17 protein-coding genes are annotated in these 17,178 nt (G+C 27.2%); 5 read left to right on the top strand and 12 right to left on the bottom strand.

Annotated elements, in window-relative coordinates; genetic code table 11:
- Nucleotides 1-6 precede the first annotated feature (6 nt).
- The 5 genes from hisD to D3Z07_RS07380 are packed head-to-tail and all read right to left on the bottom strand — an operon-like array spanning nucleotide 7 to nucleotide 6,588.
- Nucleotides 7-1,302 carry a histidinol dehydrogenase gene (gene hisD / locus D3Z07_RS07360; protein ID WP_076084103.1) on the bottom strand — a complete coding sequence of 432 codons (1,296 nt, stop codon included), beginning with the start codon at nucleotides 1,300-1,302 and terminating at the stop codon, nucleotides 7-9.
- Nucleotides 1,303-1,812 carry a shikimate kinase gene (locus D3Z07_RS07365; RefSeq protein WP_228200529.1) on the bottom strand — a complete coding sequence of 170 codons (510 nt, stop codon included), beginning with the start codon at nucleotides 1,810-1,812 and terminating at the stop codon, nucleotides 1,303-1,305. It abuts the gene before it with no gap.
- A gap of 51 nt (nucleotides 1,813-1,863) precedes the next feature.
- Nucleotides 1,864-3,774: a sensor histidine kinase gene (locus D3Z07_RS07370; protein WP_122893490.1), complete on the bottom strand. Its 1,911-nt coding sequence runs from the start codon at nucleotides 3,772-3,774 to the stop codon at nucleotides 1,864-1,866.
- 28 nt (nucleotides 3,775-3,802) lie between these two features.
- Nucleotides 3,803-5,707, bottom strand: coding sequence for a sensor histidine kinase (locus D3Z07_RS07375; RefSeq protein WP_122893491.1), 1,905 nt, complete (start codon nucleotides 5,705-5,707; stop codon nucleotides 3,803-3,805).
- 14 nt (nucleotides 5,708-5,721) lie between these two features.
- Nucleotides 5,722-6,588 (bottom strand): 1-aminocyclopropane-1-carboxylate deaminase/D-cysteine desulfhydrase, encoded by an 867-nt coding sequence (locus tag D3Z07_RS07380; protein WP_122893492.1) that lies wholly within the window; start codon nucleotides 6,586-6,588, stop codon nucleotides 5,722-5,724.
- A gap of 63 nt (nucleotides 6,589-6,651) precedes the next feature.
- On the opposite strand from D3Z07_RS07380, the gene D3Z07_RS07385 reads away from it, so the two are divergent.
- Nucleotides 6,652-7,128, top strand: a complete 477-nt coding sequence (locus D3Z07_RS07385; RefSeq protein WP_076084090.1) for a MotA/TolQ/ExbB proton channel family protein — start codon at nucleotides 6,652-6,654, stop codon at nucleotides 7,126-7,128.
- Nucleotides 7,129-7,132: 4 nt separating this feature from the next.
- A complete protein-coding gene (locus D3Z07_RS07390; RefSeq protein ID WP_122893493.1) occupies nucleotides 7,133-7,522 on the top strand; it encodes an ExbD/TolR family protein in 390 nt (129 codons plus the stop codon).
- Nucleotides 7,523-7,554: 32 nt separating this feature from the next.
- Here the strand turns inward: D3Z07_RS07390 and D3Z07_RS07395 are convergent, their stop codons facing one another.
- Nucleotides 7,555-7,935 carry a DUF779 domain-containing protein gene (locus tag D3Z07_RS07395; protein WP_122893494.1) on the bottom strand — a complete coding sequence of 127 codons (381 nt, stop codon included), beginning with the start codon at nucleotides 7,933-7,935 and terminating at the stop codon, nucleotides 7,555-7,557.
- Nucleotides 7,936-8,030: 95 nt separating this feature from the next.
- Nucleotides 8,031-9,527: an aldehyde dehydrogenase family protein gene (locus D3Z07_RS07400; protein WP_076084084.1), complete on the bottom strand. Its 1,497-nt coding sequence runs from the start codon at nucleotides 9,525-9,527 to the stop codon at nucleotides 8,031-8,033.
- Nucleotides 9,528-9,744: 217 nt separating this feature from the next.
- On the opposite strand from D3Z07_RS07400, the gene D3Z07_RS07405 reads away from it, so the two are divergent.
- Both D3Z07_RS07405 and D3Z07_RS07410 read left to right on the top strand, forming a co-directional pair.
- Nucleotides 9,745-11,658 (top strand): FIST N-terminal domain-containing protein, encoded by a 1,914-nt coding sequence (locus tag D3Z07_RS07405; RefSeq protein WP_122893495.1) that lies wholly within the window; start codon nucleotides 9,745-9,747, stop codon nucleotides 11,656-11,658.
- Nucleotides 11,655-12,314: a response regulator transcription factor gene (locus D3Z07_RS07410; RefSeq protein WP_076084080.1), complete on the top strand. Its 660-nt coding sequence runs from the start codon at nucleotides 11,655-11,657 to the stop codon at nucleotides 12,312-12,314. The genes D3Z07_RS07405 and D3Z07_RS07410 overlap by 4 nt, the downstream gene beginning before the upstream one ends.
- Before the next feature lie 38 nt (nucleotides 12,315-12,352).
- Here the strand turns inward: D3Z07_RS07410 and D3Z07_RS07415 are convergent, their stop codons facing one another.
- Nucleotides 12,353-13,228 (bottom strand): AraC family transcriptional regulator, encoded by an 876-nt coding sequence (locus D3Z07_RS07415; protein WP_076089180.1) that lies wholly within the window; start codon nucleotides 13,226-13,228, stop codon nucleotides 12,353-12,355.
- A 125-nt stretch (nucleotides 13,229-13,353) separates the two neighbouring features.
- Between D3Z07_RS07415 and D3Z07_RS07420 the strand changes: the two genes are divergently transcribed.
- Nucleotides 13,354-14,037, top strand: a complete 684-nt coding sequence (locus tag D3Z07_RS07420; RefSeq protein ID WP_076084078.1) for a hypothetical protein — start codon at nucleotides 13,354-13,356, stop codon at nucleotides 14,035-14,037.
- 48 nt (nucleotides 14,038-14,085) lie between these two features.
- On the opposite strand, the gene pqqE is transcribed toward D3Z07_RS07420, so the two are convergent.
- From pqqE to pqqB, 4 genes are read right to left on the bottom strand one after another with little or no spacing between them, the layout of a single operon-like run.
- On the bottom strand, nucleotides 14,086-15,186 hold the full coding sequence (gene pqqE, locus D3Z07_RS07425) for a pyrroloquinoline quinone biosynthesis protein PqqE (RefSeq protein ID WP_122893496.1): 1,101 nt from the start codon (nucleotides 15,184-15,186) through the stop codon (nucleotides 14,086-14,088).
- Nucleotides 15,179-15,448, bottom strand: coding sequence for a pyrroloquinoline quinone biosynthesis peptide chaperone PqqD (gene pqqD / locus D3Z07_RS07430; protein WP_076084073.1), 270 nt, complete (start codon nucleotides 15,446-15,448; stop codon nucleotides 15,179-15,181). The genes pqqE and pqqD overlap by 8 nt, the downstream gene beginning before the upstream one ends.
- Nucleotides 15,420-16,160 carry a pyrroloquinoline-quinone synthase PqqC gene (gene pqqC, locus D3Z07_RS07435; RefSeq protein WP_206423273.1) on the bottom strand — a complete coding sequence of 247 codons (741 nt, stop codon included), beginning with the start codon at nucleotides 16,158-16,160 and terminating at the stop codon, nucleotides 15,420-15,422. The genes pqqD and pqqC overlap by 29 nt, the downstream gene beginning before the upstream one ends.
- Before the next feature lie 17 nt (nucleotides 16,161-16,177).
- A complete protein-coding gene (pqqB, locus tag D3Z07_RS07440; RefSeq protein WP_076084066.1) occupies nucleotides 16,178-17,095 on the bottom strand; it encodes a pyrroloquinoline quinone biosynthesis protein PqqB in 918 nt (305 codons plus the stop codon).
- Between the last annotated feature and the right edge of the window lie 83 nt (nucleotides 17,096-17,178).

Below are 17,178 nucleotides of genomic sequence, written 5' to 3' on the forward strand. Positions count from 1 at the left end.
ATAATTCTATTTATCTTCTAATCTAACTCTAACTGATTTTGCATGTGCTGTTAAACCTTCTGTATCAGCAAGAAGTGCACAAGCTTCACCAAGTTCATTTATAGCATTTTTTGAAAAGTTTATTATTGAACTTTTTTTCATAAAATTTTCCACATTTAAGGGACTATAAAACTTAGCTGTACTTCCTGTTGGAAGTGTATGATTTGGACCTGCTACATAATCACCAATAGGTTCAGGTGTATTTTCACCTAAGAAAATAGCTCCAGCATGTTTGATATATGGTAATAATTCAAAAGCATTTACAGTCATAACTTCTAAGTGCTCAGGAGCTATTTCATTCATAAGCTCAATTGCTTCATCCATGCAACTTGCAACAATAATAGCACCTCTATTATCAATAGAAGTTCGTGCGATTGTTTCACGTTCTAAAGTTTTAAGGTAATTTTCTACCTCATCACTTGTTTGCTTTGCAATATTTTCATCTGTTGTAATCAAAATAGAACTAGCCATTTCATCATGCTCTGCTTGTGATAATAAATCAATCGCCAAGTATTTAGGCTTTGCGCTTGAATCTGCAAGAATTCCAATCTCAGATGGTCCTGCAATCATATCAATATTTACTTCCCCAAATACTAATTTTTTAGCAGTTGCTACAAAAATATTACCAGGACCAGTTATTACATCAACTTTTGGAATAGTTTCCGTTCCATATGCCATTGCTGCAACTGCTGATGCACCACCTACTTTATAAGCTTTTTTAATTCCACAAAGGTGGCAAGCTGCTAAAAGCAATTCATTTATTTCATTATCAGGTGTAGGAGTACAAACAACTATCTCTTCAACTCCAGCTACAATTGCAGGAATTGCGTTCATTAAAAGAGAACTTGGATATGCTGCTTTTCCACCAGGAATATAAAGTCCAGCTCTATCAACTGCTGATACTTTTTGACCTAGAATAGTTCCATTTGATTCAAAATCTAACCATGATTTAGGAAGTTGTTTTTCGTGATATTTTTTAATTCTATCGTATGTCGTATGAAGTGCTTGTCTTAATTTTTCATCAATATTATTATAAGCATTTTCCATATCAACAGTTGAAATTAAAAGCTCATTGTCATCTTTAACTTCCCATTTATCAAACTTTGAAATATGTCTTTTTAAAGCTGTATTACCTTCTTCAACGATTTCGTCAATAATTCCTGTAACAATTGATGAAACACCTTTTATGTCACTTTTAGCACGTGCTAAAATTCCATCAAACTCTTCTTTAAAATTTTTATCTTGCGTATTTATTATTTTCATTTATATCTGTCCTAAAATCTCTTCAACAATAATTTTTAATTCTTTTTTCTCAACATCAATAACAATATCAGCTACTCTCTCATAATCACTTACTCTTGAATCATAAAGCTTTGTAGCTTCTTCTAGATTTTGTAAAAGTGGTCTTTTTTTAAGTTTTTTATCTGCATTTGGACAAGCGTTTATTCTGTCTAAAATCCCTTGAAAAGATGATTTCAAATAAACTACTTTTCCAATATTGTTAATATTTTCTTGCTTATAAAAACCTCCACCAGTTGAAATAATCGTGTTTGATACATTATCTTCCAACCATAGTGCAGTTTTCTTTTCTAAATTTCTAAAGTAAGGTTCACCTTCAATTTCGAAAATCTTTTTTATTTTTCGGTTTTCCATACTTTCAATTAAATCATCAGTATCAATAGCAAACATAGTAGAATTATTCACTAATCCTCTTGCAATTGTACCCTTGCCAACACCCATAAAACCTATTAATATTATATTGTTCTTTTTCATAGTTAGCGATTATATCTAAACTTAAATAAAAGAGTATAAAAAAGATTTAACTTAATTTTTTAAATCAAGAGATATTTTAAACCTTGCACCTTTATACTCTTTTTTATTAAAAGTAAATTCTTTATTCTTAACACTTATGGAACCTTCCAAATGTTTTACAATTATTTCCCTTGACATATAAAGTCCTATACCTGTACCTTGACTTTTGTCTTTTGTTGTGAAATATGGTTCAAAGACTCTATTTATAATACTTTCATCAATTCCACCTGCATTATCTTTTATAAGTATATTTGCTTTTTTGTTTTTCTTTATAAGTTCAATAATAATTATTCTTTCTTCAAGATTTGATCTTTTAAATTCATCTTTACAGTTATTAATTATATTAAGAAGAACTTGAATCAACTCGTTTTCGTATCCAAATACTTTTATTTTATCAAGATAAGAAATTAGTTTAATATCTTCTTCTTTAAACTGTACTTCTTGTAAACTTATTGCTTTTTTAATTGTTTTTCTTAAATCAAATTCAATTTGTTTTTTATTTGGGTTTGAGAAATCTCTAAAATCTTCAATTGTTTGAGATAAATACTTTGTAGAATCATTAATCCTTGTCATCGATTCTATTAATGTCTTTTCGTCAAAAAGGCCTAATTCTTTATTTACTTTTATTCCTGTAGAAATAGTACTTATTAAACTTAAAGGCTGCCTCCATTGATGTGAAATATTTTGAAGCATTTCTCCCATTGCAGCCATTTTTGATTGCTGTGCTAGAAGATTATCTTTTTCTCTATTATTTTCTATGTACTTAAAAACTTCACTCTTATATCTTGAAAATTCTTTTTTTAATAACCTTGAAATATATAAAGATAATAATGTAAATACTATTAAAAAAATTATACTTATACTTAATAAACTTATTAGCTCTTTTTTATTTTTATTATAAAGTTCTAATTCTTTTAATTTTAGTTTTTTAGTTAATTCATAATGATAGAAACCACTTGAAACGGCCCAGTTCCAGTCTTGGAAACCTTTGGTATAAGTAGTTTTAGGTGAAGCAATATTAGGTTCTGGTTTAATTGTACCCATATATTGGATATAACCATCTCCATTTTTAGCAGTTTTAATAATCTCTTTTGTAATCTCAACACCATTTTTATCTACTAAATTAATTCGGTTAAGACCTAAATAATTCTTTTTAATATGAGCTAAATAATTTCCCTCATAATCAATAATAAAAACATAACCATATTCAGAATACCGAAGAGAACTAATATATGAAAGTATCTTATTTTTAAGCTTTTTTTCAAAATCAACAACATATTCTCCAGTACCTATAAACCAATTATATGGCTTAAATACTTTATTGTAATTAATCTTTTTATAATCATTATCTAAATCATTTTCTTTACCCCAATATACTGTAGTAAAAGAACTATTCTTATTTTTTAAAGTTTTTATAGAATCAAGAAAAGTAAAATTCCCTCTTTTGTCTTTTAAATTACTTATATTGGTACCTTCAAGTGAAGGATTCAAGGAGTGTAAAACATTTAAACCATCAAAATTATTTATAAAGAAGTAGCCTTGTTTATTGTTATATCTATAATTTCTTAAAATATCTTTTATTCTCTGTGTAATTTGTTCTTTTGTTTCTATATCTTTATATTTATTGTAATTGGCAGTTATTATAGAATGTACTTCATTAACCCTATTTTTTACAGATTCTTTTAATCTTTCTTCACTATTTGATTTTTCATGTACTATATATTTATATACTCTATTTACTTCTGAGTTAATAATTTCTTTGTTTTGTTTTATAAAAGTTTTTTTTAAATTATTTACATCTTTTTGATATGTAGAAATATTATGTAAATAAATAAGGAATATAAGAAGTAATAAACAGATGAATACTAAGAAAGGTAAATAATTAATAAAGTTAATAATTTTCTTTTCATTTCCTGAAAGCATTTTCAATCCCTATATTAATTTACTTAATCTAATGAAGAGTTATTTCAAAAGTTGCACCTTTATATTTTATTCCATTATGGCTAAACTCTTCATTATACACAATAATTGAACCTTTCATATGTTTTACTATGATTTCTTGAGACATATAAAGCCCTATTCCAGTACCTTGACTTTTATGTTTTGTAGTAAAATAAGGTTCAAATACTCTACTTAGTATATTTTCTTTAATTCCACCTGCATTGTCTTTTATGATAAGTTTTATTTCATTATCTTTTTTATACATATCAATGATTATAATTTTTTCGTTTTGGTCTTTTTTTATTAATTCATCTCTTGAATTATTACAAATATTTATTATTACTTGTATTAGTTCATTTTCATAGCCATGAATTTGAACTTCTTCAACATTTTTTATTATTAATATATTTTTATTTTCAAATTGTATTTCAAGAAGTTTTATTGCTTTATTGATTGTCTTTTTTAAATCAAAAGTACTTATTTTTTTATCTGGGTTAAAAAACTCTCTAAAATCTTCAATAGTTTGGGATAAATACATAACAGAACCATTAACACTATCCATTGATTTTATAAGTTCATCATCTTCTAATAATCCAAACTCTTTTTTAAATTTAATTCCACTAGAAATAGTACTAATCGTATTTAATGGCTGTCTCCATTGATGTGCAATATTTTGAAGCATTTCTCCCATTGCTGCCATTTTTGATTGTTGTGCTAAAACAGTATCTTTTTTTCTATTTTCTTCAATATGTGAAGAAACTTCTTTTTTATATTTTAAAAATTGCTTTTCTAGGATTTTTGATATGTAAAAAGACAATAAAATAAAAATAAAAATTAGTATTGCGCTAATTAAAAGAAAATTAAAAATATCATCAGCATTATTTTTTTCTATTTCTTTTTCTTTCTTTTTTAATTGTTCTTCTAATTCTTCTGTATAAAAGCCAGTTGCAATTGCCCATTCCCATGGTGCAAAACCTTTAACATAAGTAGTTTTTTCAGCAGGCAAATTTGTATTTGGTTTTACTGTTCCAATATATTTTAAGAATCCAGAGCCATTTTTAGCATGTTTTATAATCTCTTTTGTAATCATAAAATTATTCTTATCTTTTAAAGATATTCTATTTAAACCTATATACTCTTTTTTGACATGGGCTAAATATTTACCTTCAAAATCCAAAATAAATACATAGCCATTTTTTGAGTATTTTAAATCTTGAATATAAGATAATACTTTTTCTTTTAATTCATTTTCAAAATCTTCAATATATTCACCAGTCCCAACAAATAAATCATATGCTTCAAATTCTTTTATAATTCCTAATTTTCTTTTTTGTTTCGTATTATCATTTGGTTTGTACCAATACCATTCATAAAAAGATTCACTATTATTTTTAAGTAATTTAACCATATCTTGAATTATAAAAGAACCTTTTGAATCTTTATATTCCCAAAAATCTTTCCCTTCTAGATGTTTTTTAGTTGGTAATAGAATATTTTTACCACTTTTTTCATAAATATAAAAATATCCCCTATTGTGATTAAATCTATAATTACGTAATGAATCTTTTATTCTATTTATTATTTGTTCTTTTGACTCTTTGTCTTTATATTTTTCATATATAAATGTCATATTTTTATGAGCTTCATTTACTTTTTCTTTAAGTAAAATTTTAAGTCTTTTTTCACTATTAGTTTTTTCATGAAGTATATAATTATAAATTCGATTTACTTCTAAGTTTATTCTATTTTTATTATCTTCAAGAAATCTACTTTTTAAAGAATCTACATCTTTTTTGTATTGTATGTTTTTATCTAAAAAAATTAGATAAGTTATAAGGATTGAAAAGAAACCTACTATTAAAACGGGAGTATATTTAATTAGTTTTAATATCTTTTTTTCATTTTTTGATAGCATAGTTTTCCGAATTTTTATTGGATTTTATCATATTTATAGTTATATCTTTCTCTCATTGATATATTACCTAGTAATCCGCCTTGATGTATGTATAAAATATTATATTTCTTAGTATTTAAATGCTTATTTACACATAACCACCCTAAAGAATCATAAAGCAAATCAAATTCAATATTTGTTTGTTTATTTAACTGTTTATTAATTTCATAAAACTCTTTATATAATTTCCCAAAATGGTATTTTTTTTCCATTTCTAAAATTGTTGGATGATTATTTCTTTCTAAAAGATTAAATTGTTTTTTCAAATATTCACTATCACCTACACAAGCGCATGTTAATACTTCAAAAGGTAAATACTTTTGTAAATATAAAGCAGTTGTTCCCGTACCTGAGGGTAAAAAAACTTTTAAGTCTTTTTGTTTTGTTTCTTTTGACCATGATATTATTTCATCTGCTAGTATTTTTATTCCATATTGAGCTTCTTGCAAAGCTCCACCTTCAGGAATAAAAATTGTGTCCTCTTCAAATTTTGATGGGATTTCTTTTTCTAATTCTTTTTCAATAATACACATACCATTATCTAAAGCACCCTTATAATTACCAATTGGCTTATCTTTTAAATAGCTTGGAATATGGTCAACATAATACTCAAAATCCCAATTTCTAATTTTGCAAAGACAAGAAAGGGAGTACATAGCATTAGATTGACAAGAACCATAAGATACTACTTTTTTAATATCTTTAAAGTCATTTTTTAAAAAATAGTAAAACTTTCTAGCTTTATTTCCTGAAAAGTCTTTATGCAATAAATCATCTCTTTTTACAAAAATCTCTTGATTGTTAAATGTAATTTGTTGTATTGGGGAATTTGTATAGTTCATAAAAAATTGTACCATCTATTAACAAAAGTTTTGTACAATAAAAGAAAAATTTATGAGGTATTTATGGTTTTAATGGATTATATTGATAAAGGTGGAATAATAGTTTATATTTTAATTGCACTTAATGCAATTGGATTTACAATAATTCTTTGGAAGTTTTTTACACTTCCTCGAAAAAATGCAATGATAGAAAGAATAAAAAGTAAAACTGATTTAAATAGTAAATCTACAATATTTTCACAAATAGAATATGAAGTTAAAAAACTTGAATCTGGACTAACACTTATTAAGAATATTGCAACTATTGCACCTTTACTTGGTCTTTTAGGAACAGTATTTGGTGTATATAAATCTTTTGAAGCAATTACTAAAAGTGGATTAGGTGATCCTACTATTTTTTCAAATGGTATTGCAATTGCATTAATTACTACAATTGCAGGTTTAATAGTAGCCATTCCTCATCATATTGCATATAATCATTTTATTTCAATGCTTGATGCAATTGAATTAAAAGCTAAAAAAGAAATAGTTGGTTCATAAATAAATGAAAAGAAGAGAAGCACTAGGCTTAGACTTAACTCCAATTATTGATGTTGTTTTTATTCTTTTAATATTTTTTATTGTTTCTTCTGTTTTTAAAAAAGATGAATTAGCTTTAATACTTGATTTACCAAGTTCAAATGCAAAAGAAATGCAAGTAGATAAAGATCAAGTATTTATTGAGTTAAGCTCACAAAAACTAGCTATTAAAGGTATTGAAGTATCGTTTGAATCACTTGAAGAAAACTTGAAAGCAATTGAAAACAAAAGTAAATCTGTAATAGTTAGAATAGATAAAAAAGTTGAATATCAAAGAGTAATAAAAGTTTTAGATTTGCTTCAAAAATATGATTTATCTAACTTAGCACTTGTTACAAATGAGCAAGAAAAATAAAAAGTAGAAAATAAATTCTACTTTTTATTTTTCTATTTTTTCTCTTCAGGGCTTAACTGATTATATTCTTCATCAGTAAAAATCCGTGAAACGGTAATAAACTGATAACCTAAATCAATCTCTAGAGAAAAAGAATTACCAAAAGCACCCTTTTCTTCTTTAACATCAATAGTAATATGAGAATGTCTAAAGTATTCAAATTGGTCTTTATCAATAAAAAACTCAACTCCACATACTTCACCTAATTTAACATTTCTACTTGGAACATAAAAATCACTTTTAGCATAACACATAGGAGCAGTTCCATCACAGCAACCGCCACTTTGGTTAAATACTAACTCGCCATTTTCTTTTTTTAATCTTTCAACTACTTCTGCTGCTGCAGGAGTTATAGCTACTCTTTCTATACTCATAATAAATCCTTTATATTATGTAAGATGCAAAAAAAAATGCATAGAAGAAATCTTCTATGCATTTATCTTAACTGTTTAGATTTAAGGCTTTTGGCCTAGAAGAATCCCATAGCATCTTTTGAGTAAGATGTTAAGATATTTTTTGTGTGTCTGTAAGAGTTTAACATCATCATGTGAGTTTCTCTTCCGATTCCTGATTTTTTATATCCACCAAATGATGCATGAGATGGGTACATGTGGTAACAATTTACCCAAACTCTACCAGCTTCAATTCCTCTTGAGAATTTATGTAATTGGTGAGCATCTCTTGACCATACTCCTGAACCTAATCCGTAGATAGTGTCATTTGCAATTTCAAGTGCTTCTTCTTCTGTTTTAAAAGTAGTTACTGCTAAAACTGGTCCAAAAATTTCTTCTTGGAAGATTCTCATTTTGTTATGACCTTTAAAGATTGTAGGCTTGATATAGTTTCCATTAGGGAAAGTTTTATTATCATAAGCTTCACCACCAATTAAACACTCAGCACCTTCATCTTTACCAATTTTAATATAAGAAAGAATTTTCTCTTTTTGTGAAACTGAACACTGTGCACCCATTTTAGTAGTTGGATCTAATGGGTTTTCTTGTGTAATTGCTTCAATTCTTTCTAAACATCTTTTCATAAATGGCTCATAAATTGATTCTTGAATTAATGCTCTAGTTGGTGCTGTACAAACTTCACCTGAGTTAAATGCGAATAATACTAAACCTTCGATTGCTTTATCGAAGAATTCATCATCTTTATCCATAATTGATTCTAAGAAAATATTTGGCGATTTACCACCAAGTTCTAATGTAGAAGGAATAATATTCTCAGTTGCATACTGCATAATTAATTGACCAGTTGTAGTTTCTCCTGTAAATCCAACTTTTTTGATATCTGGATGAGTTGATAAATGCTTACCAATTTTTCCACCAGCACCATTAATAATATTAACAAGACCTTTTGGAAGAACTTCTTGAATTGTTTCCATTAACATTAAAATTGACATTGGAGTCGCTGATGCTGGCTTTAATACAACTGCATTTCCTGCTGCTAATGCTGGTGCAATTTTCCAAGCTGCCATTAATAATGGGAAGTTCCATGGAATAATTTGAGCAACAACACCTAAAGGCTCATGAATTTCTTGAGAAATTGTATTTTCGTCTAAGTCAGAAACATCACCAGATTCACCTCTAATAACAGATGCAAAATATCTAAAGTGATCAACAACTAAAGGTACATCAGCTGCAAGTGTTTCTCTTACTGCTTTACCATTATCTAAAGTTTCAGCAATTGCTAAAGCTTCTAAGTTTTCTTCAATTGCATCTGCAATTTTATTTAACATAGTTGATCTTTCAATTACTGTAGAATGCTTGAATGATTCAAAAGCAACCATACCAGCTGCAACTGCTGCATCTACATCAGCTTCATTTGATCTTGGAATTCTTGTAAGAACTTCTCCATCTACAGGTGAGATATTATCAAAATATTCTCCACTTAATGGTGCAACCCATTCTCCACCGATGAAATTTTCAAATTGTTCTTTATATTGAGGTTTAGCGTATGCCATTTTATATCCTTTTAGTTTTTATTTTTTTAAAAAACATCTCTTTAAAAGAGTTTATGTTTTTTGCTTAGTGAAATTCTACATGAGATTTATAGCCTAATTATAGCTATTGTATAGCTTGAATATAGCGCTGCGTTTTTTTGTTACAATTTCCCAATTTTAGGTACTTTTAACTCGTTTTTTTTCTTCTAAATTTTTAATATATATGATACAATATTTTATGAAAACATTTAACTATACATATAATGAAGAAGACTTAGATATATTAATAGACTTTTCATTATTAAAAAAAGAAAAAAACATTCTAATACAAATTTTTTGCGGACATAATAAAAATGTATTAAAAGCAATTGCAACACAATTATTAGAAAAACTTCCACAAGCTATTTGTATAGGTTCATCTACTGATGGAGAAATTAATAATAGTAAAGTAACAACTTGCCATACAATTATTTCTATTTCAATATTTGAAAATACTACATTAGAAACAACTTTTGTAAGAAAAAAAGACTCTTTTACAAATGGTGTTGAATTAGCTCAAAAGTTATGCAAAGAAGATACTAAACTTCTTATTACATTTTCTGATGGTGCAAAGACAAATGGTGAAGCTTTTATAAAAGGTATTCAATCTGTAAATAATAAGGTAATAGTTTCAGGAGGAATGGCAGGTGATAATGCAAACTTTACACAAACCTTTGTTTCTTCACAAGGTGAAGTTATTATAAATGGTGCAGTAGGAGTTGCTTTAAACTCCAAAATATTAAAAGTTTGTAATGCTTACAATTTTAATTGGTCACCAATTGGAATAGAACATACTATTGATAAAGTTAAAGATAATAGAGTGTATCAAATATCAGGAATGAAACCTTTAGACTTTTATGAAAAGTATTTAGGAGAGTATGTAGCAAAAGCACTTCCAGCTACTGGAATTGAATTTCCATTAATTGCACATAGAAATGGTTTACCAGTAGCACGTGCTGTTATAAATAAACATAAAGATGGAAGTCTTAGTTTTGCAGGTAATTTATATGAAGGAGATAATGTAAAATTAGGTTTTGGTAATGTAGAACTTATCATGAGTAATCCCTTAGAGTCCTTATTTGATACATGTAATATAAAAGACACTCAATCTTTTTTCATTTACTCATGTATGGCAAGAAGAAGATATATGCCAAGTATGGTTGAAATTGAAATAAAGCCTTTTTCACAAATCGCCCCTACTTCAGGTTTCTTTACTTATGGAGAGTTTTATCATGATAATGGAAATAATGAATTACTAAATCAAACATTTACTATTGTTGCTTTAAGTGAGAAAATTGATGATACAAATAAAAAAACATCATGTGATATTCAAACATCAAATCAGCCAATAAGTGAACATGCCAGAAGTTTACAAGCCTTGACTCATTTAATACAACAATCATCAAAAGATTATAATGAACAATCAAAAGAACTAGAAGAAGGAAAGATTTATGCGCAAAATCTAGTAGATTCTCAAAAACAATTTCTAAAACATGCAGTTCATGAAACAAATACTCCTTTATCAATTATTATGGGGAATATTGAAATGTATGAAATGGAAAGTGGTAAAAATAAACATATGACGAATATTGAAGTTGCTATGAAAAATATTTCAAGTATATATGATGACTTAAGCTATTTAATTAAAAAAAATCAAGTCAATGAAGCAACACATGAAATAAACCTTGTTGATTTTGTAAGATCAAGAATTGATTTCTTCTCACAATCTGCAATAAAATTTAAATGTAATTTTGACTTCTCATCGCAAAGAAAAATAATACTATTAAACTTTAATGAAATTAAACTTCAAAGAATTGTAGATAATAACCTTACAAATGCAATTAAATATTCACTACCAAATGAAACAATAAAAGTAAAAATGAATGTTATAAACCAAGATTGTTATTTAGTAATTGAAAGTCGTTCAAAGCAAATACTAGATCAACAAAAAATATTTGAAGAGTATTATAGAGAACAAATAAGTGACCAAGAAGGTTTTGGACTTGGATTAAATCTAGTAAAAAGAATTTGTAGTGAAGAAAATGTTGGTATACAACTAGAGTCAGGTGAAAACTGGGCATCATTTACATATATATTTAAGGAAATAAAATGAAAATATTACTATTAGAAGATGACGTAATGTTAAATGAGATGATAAGTGAATACTTAGGCTCAACAGGACATGTTGTAAAAAGTGCAACTACAGGAAAAGAGTGTATACAAACTTTAAGTGAAGAAAAATTTGACTTGTTAATCTTAGATATTAACTTACCTGATATTAATGGTTTTACAATATTAGAAAGTTTACATGAACAAAAAAGAATGATTCCAACAATTTATATATCAGCACTTATTGAAATTGAAGATATTTCAAGAGCCTTTGATATTGGCTGTCATGATTATTTGAAAAAACCATTTCATTTAAAAGAGTTAACTATTAGAATAAACAAGATTTTAAAAACAACTATTGTTCCTCAAAGACATAAAAGACTATCAAAGAATTATTCTTATGATTCAGAAACTATGACTTTATTGTTTAATAATGAACCTCATATTTTACCAAAAAGACAAATACAAATTATTGAGTTACTAGCACATAATAGAAGCTTAGTAGTTCAATATGATATGTTTAGAAACTATGTATGGAATGATGACTTTATAGATAATGCAACAATAAGAGCAGAAGTAAATAGAGTTAAAAAAGTACTAAAAGAAGATTTTATCAAAAACATTAGAGGAAGTGGATATATGGTAGAAAGACCTAATTAAGTCTTTTTATCTTTATTTCAAATTTCAAATTTCAAATCCTAAAAATTAATAGAAACATAAAAACTAATGTCAAATTCATTTGAATTATTTAAATGATTATTCTTTCTATAAACAGTATAAGATGGTTTTGTTGTTGTTTCATACTCACTTTTTGGAAGCCATTCATGATAAACCCAATGAATGAATTTTAAAACATCTCCTTGCTTACCTTGCAAATCAAATTTTGCATAAACACCTGAAGCTATATTAAAAGAAGGAAGTCTATCACTATTTATTTTCTCATCATTGCTTGGAACTATACAAGCTATATATTGACAATCATCTAGAGGTGTGATTGTAGGATTATCATGAAAAAGTGCGATTTGTTTATAATCTTTAATTTCATTTATTAAAACCCAAGTTTTAAGTTTTTGCCAAGTTTCTTTGATATTGGATGTATAACCTTTGTTCCTTATATAGTAGCTTTTCATCGCTGGCATTTTTACAATATCAGGCTTTACATTTGAAAAGTCTGCTGTTGAATTTTTGGCAATTTCAAGTTGTTCTAAAATTTTATTTGAGTATTCTTTATATCCACCTTTTCTCCACTGTTTAGGAGTTTGTTCAAATCTATCTTTAAAAATTTTTATAAAAGAGGATTGAGATGAATAGCCACACATATTTGCTACATTAGAAATTGTAGAGTATTTATTTGTTAAAAGTAGATTTGATGCTTTTTGTAATCTAATTGATTTAATACTTTCATAAATATTTCGTCCAAATACCTCTTTAAAAATACGATGCATATGAAATTTACTTACCTTTAAATCAATACTAAGCTCTTCTAAATCAATATGTATTTCAATATGAGTATAAATATAGTACAAAATATCATTAGCTATTTTTGTTCTTTTTTCTAGAGTTTCTTTTTTCATAATATATTTTAACACAAACAAACCAATAAATTAGCACAAATAGAACATTATTATAGCAATAAATAAGAAGAACTAATTTAAAAAAATCAATACAATGGTGCTTAAGTTTTACAAGTAGGATTATTATGAATAATGAAAGTCAAATTAAATTAGTATTAAAACAATGTGAAGGTATTAATTTACAAAAACTAAAAGTTGATACTCTACTTTTAGTTGTACACTCCTTACTAAATGATTTTGATAAGTTAGATTTCTCTGATGATTCAAATCCAATGCTTATAAGTGCTAGTAAAAGTGATATAACACTTATAAATAAAAGTGTAGAAAGTCTTACAAATTATCTTGATTCAAATATTATAAGCAAAGATACTTTAGTAAATTTATATAAAAACCCAAATCCATCAGCACTAAATAGTAAAATAAAAAGAAGTTTAGAGCCTATGAGAGACTATTATAAGTATCTAAGTGCTATTTTTTCTACAAAGATACAAAAAGGTTCAATGTGGATTCCCGAATTATTAGCCTTCTCACTACTTTATAATTATAAAAAAGAGCATGGAAAATCTTTAAATTTATATCCATTAATAGATAATTTTCCAATTGAAAAAATATTACAAATATATAATAAAAACAATTTAGAACTTAAAAAAAATATAGCAAATAAAGACAATAAAACTACATGGAAAGTTAAAACAGATATTGATGAGATGTATGATATTTCTGAATTAATGATAAAAAAATATCTTAATTATAATTTTAAAATTAATCCAAAGAGAGTTTCTAAAACTAGAAGTAAAAAAAGAAGATAGACTGACAAAAACTCTAGATTATGAAATTAAATTTCATAATCTAAACTTCTAAGAAAGTAATAGTGAATTTTTTCTATTTCTATACCATATCTTTGCATCTGTAGTACCTAAACTTTCAGCAACTTTATCAGTAACTACATGATGAAAATCAGATTTTGAACAAACAGGATCAGCTTCATTCATATCTCCTGTAAGTGCAAAGGCTTGACATCGACACCCTCCAAAATCTTTCTCTTTTTCATCACAAGTTGCACATGTTGGATTCATCCAGCTATCACCTCTGAAATAATTGAAAGCATGAGATTCATTCCAAATTTGCTCAATTGAAAACTCTTTTACATTTGGAAACTCTAATGGTAAAGTATTTGCTGTATTACATGGAAGTGCAACACCGTCTGGATTAATAGTTAAAAAAGTTGTTCCCCATCCATTCATACATGCTTTTGGACGATCTGCAAAATAATCAGGAACTACAAAAAATACTTTCATAGCTTTTTCTTTACTTCTGTAAGAATCTGTTACTCTTTTTGCTTCATCTAACTGCTCTTGTGTTGGAAGAAGTGCATTTATATTTTTTAATGCCCACCCATAATATTGAATATTTGCAATTTCAAGATAGTTTCCTTCAAGTTTGTCTGCAAACTCGATAATTTCACCTACTTGATGAATATTTTGTCTTGTTATACAAGTATTAATTATAAGCTGAAGTCCTGCTTCTTTTACTTCTTTGGCAAAGGCAATTTTTTCATCATATGAATTTTTATTATTAGTAATCAATGTCATAGTATTTCTATCATGAGATTGAATACCTAATTGCACAGTTTTAAGTCCTGCTTCTTTTAGCTTTTTTACAATTCCTTTTGGAGCACCAACACCAGAAGTAATAAGGTTTGTATAAAACTTTTTATTATTTGCATACTCTACAATTTCAACTAAGTCTTTATTTAAAAGTGGCTCTCCACCAGAAATTCCAAGTTGTACAGCACCCATATCTCTTGCTTCATCCATAACTCTAAACCAATCAGCTTTACTCATAGCATCTTTTGTATTTGTAAAATCTAATTGGTTATAACAATATGAACATTCTAAAGGACATTTATGTGTTAATTCCAAAAGTATCCATAACGGAGGTTTTATTTCATTAGTCATTATAAATTACCCACTTTCTATTCATTGCGTCTTCTAAAAACTCTATAATATCACTTTGTAAACCAACTAAATTAAATTTTTTTTCTAGTAAATCTGTAATATTTAAAGTTGTATTTTCTCCATTACATAAATTCATAATCTCACCAGCACTTTGGCTTAGTTGAACCATTCCTTCTGGATATAACAATACAAAACAATTTTGCTTTTCTTCCCACTGTAATTGAAAGTGCGCATTAATCGCAAGTGATTTTTCTAGTTGCATTACAATCCTTAATGTTAAAATATGGTGGTCTTTTTAATTCATATGCTAAATATAAAGCATCACACATTGTCCATAGAATATCTAATTTAAACTGTAATATTTCACATGCTCTATTTTGTAACTCTACTGTATCAAACTCAACTAATGTCATTGAAAGTCCGTGCTGAACATCACGTCTAGCTTCACTTAATCTTTTTTGAAAATATCTTAAACCATTTTGTTCTATCCAAGGATAATTTTTAGGCCAAGTGTCTAATCTTTGTTGATGAATTTGAGGTGCAAACATTTCAGTTAAAGATGACATTGCAGCTTCTTTCCATGGACTTCTTCTTGCAAAATTAACATAAGCATCAACTGCAAATTTAACAGCTGGTAATACAAATTTATGAGATTCTAAATCTTCTTTTTTTAAACCAACTGCAACACCTAAATCAAGCCAAGCTTCAATTCCACCACCAACACTATCATGATCTAGTATTCTATCAACCCATTTTCTTCTATCTTCAATAGGAGGATTATTTGACATAATAGCAGCATCTTTTATTGGAATTGCACATTGGTAATAAAATCTATTAGCAACCCAACCTTGTATCTCTTCTTTAGTACAAGACCCCTCATACATTCTTACATGAAAAGGATGATGAATATGATACATTGATCCCATATCTTTTAGTTTTTTTTCAAAATCTTCTTTACTTAATAATTCACTCATATTTATTTCCTTTATCTTTAAATTTCAATACTCATACCATCATATGAAACTTCAATTCCATGTGAGATAAGCTCTTTATATTCATCATTTGCTTCATCTAAAATAGGATTTGTATTATTAATATGAATTAATATTTTTCTTGGTTTTTCTAAAGTATCTAAAACTTTAATCAAACCATGCTCTCCATTTAAAGGAATATGTCCCATATCTGTTCCAAGTTTGTTTGAGAACTTACCTTTAATCATTTCATCATTTGTCCAAAGAGTTCCTTCTATTAGTAAGACATCTGCTTTTTTCATTTCTTCGAAAACATGGTCTTCTAAAACTCCAAGTCCAGGAAGATAAAATAATCTTTTTCCAGTATTTTTATTTACTACAGTAATTCCAATATTATCACCTTTTCTAGGTATATCTCGATATTTCGAATATGGAGGTGCATTTGAAATTAATGCATGTGCATAAAATTCATAAGAAGGCATCACAGGTATTTCAAACTTTGTTGTGCTATCTGGAAGAATTTCATTCCATTTTGTACCACCTCCACCCCAATGCTCAAGCATTTTAAACAATGGGAAAGATGTTGATAGTTCTTCATTTACTTCTTTTGTACAGTATACCTCATGAGGACAGCCTTCACGTAACATTAAAAGCCCAGTTGTATGGTCAATTTGTCCATCATTAAAAATAATAGCTTTTATTTTTGTTTCTCTTAATTCTGAAGGATGTAAAAAAGGAGAATTATGTATTTGCTCTAAAATATCTGGTGAAGTATTAAATAAAACCCAATTAACACCATCTTCACTAACTGTAATAGAACTTTGAGTTCTTCTTTTTACTGTTTTTGAACCTGCTCTATATGCTTTACAATTATCACAGTTACAATTAAATTGAGGAAGACCTCCTCCTGCACCAGAGCCTAAAACTTGAATTTTCAAAATAAATCCTTTACATTTTCATTTAAATAAGCTTTAAAAAAAGCCCATTTAAATAAAAAAAGATTAGAAACCAAGGCTTCTAA

Origin of the sequence: Arcobacter peruensis, assembly GCF_003711085.1 — a bacterium.
Classification (GTDB): domain Bacteria; phylum Campylobacterota; class Campylobacteria; order Campylobacterales; family Arcobacteraceae; genus Poseidonibacter; species Poseidonibacter parvus.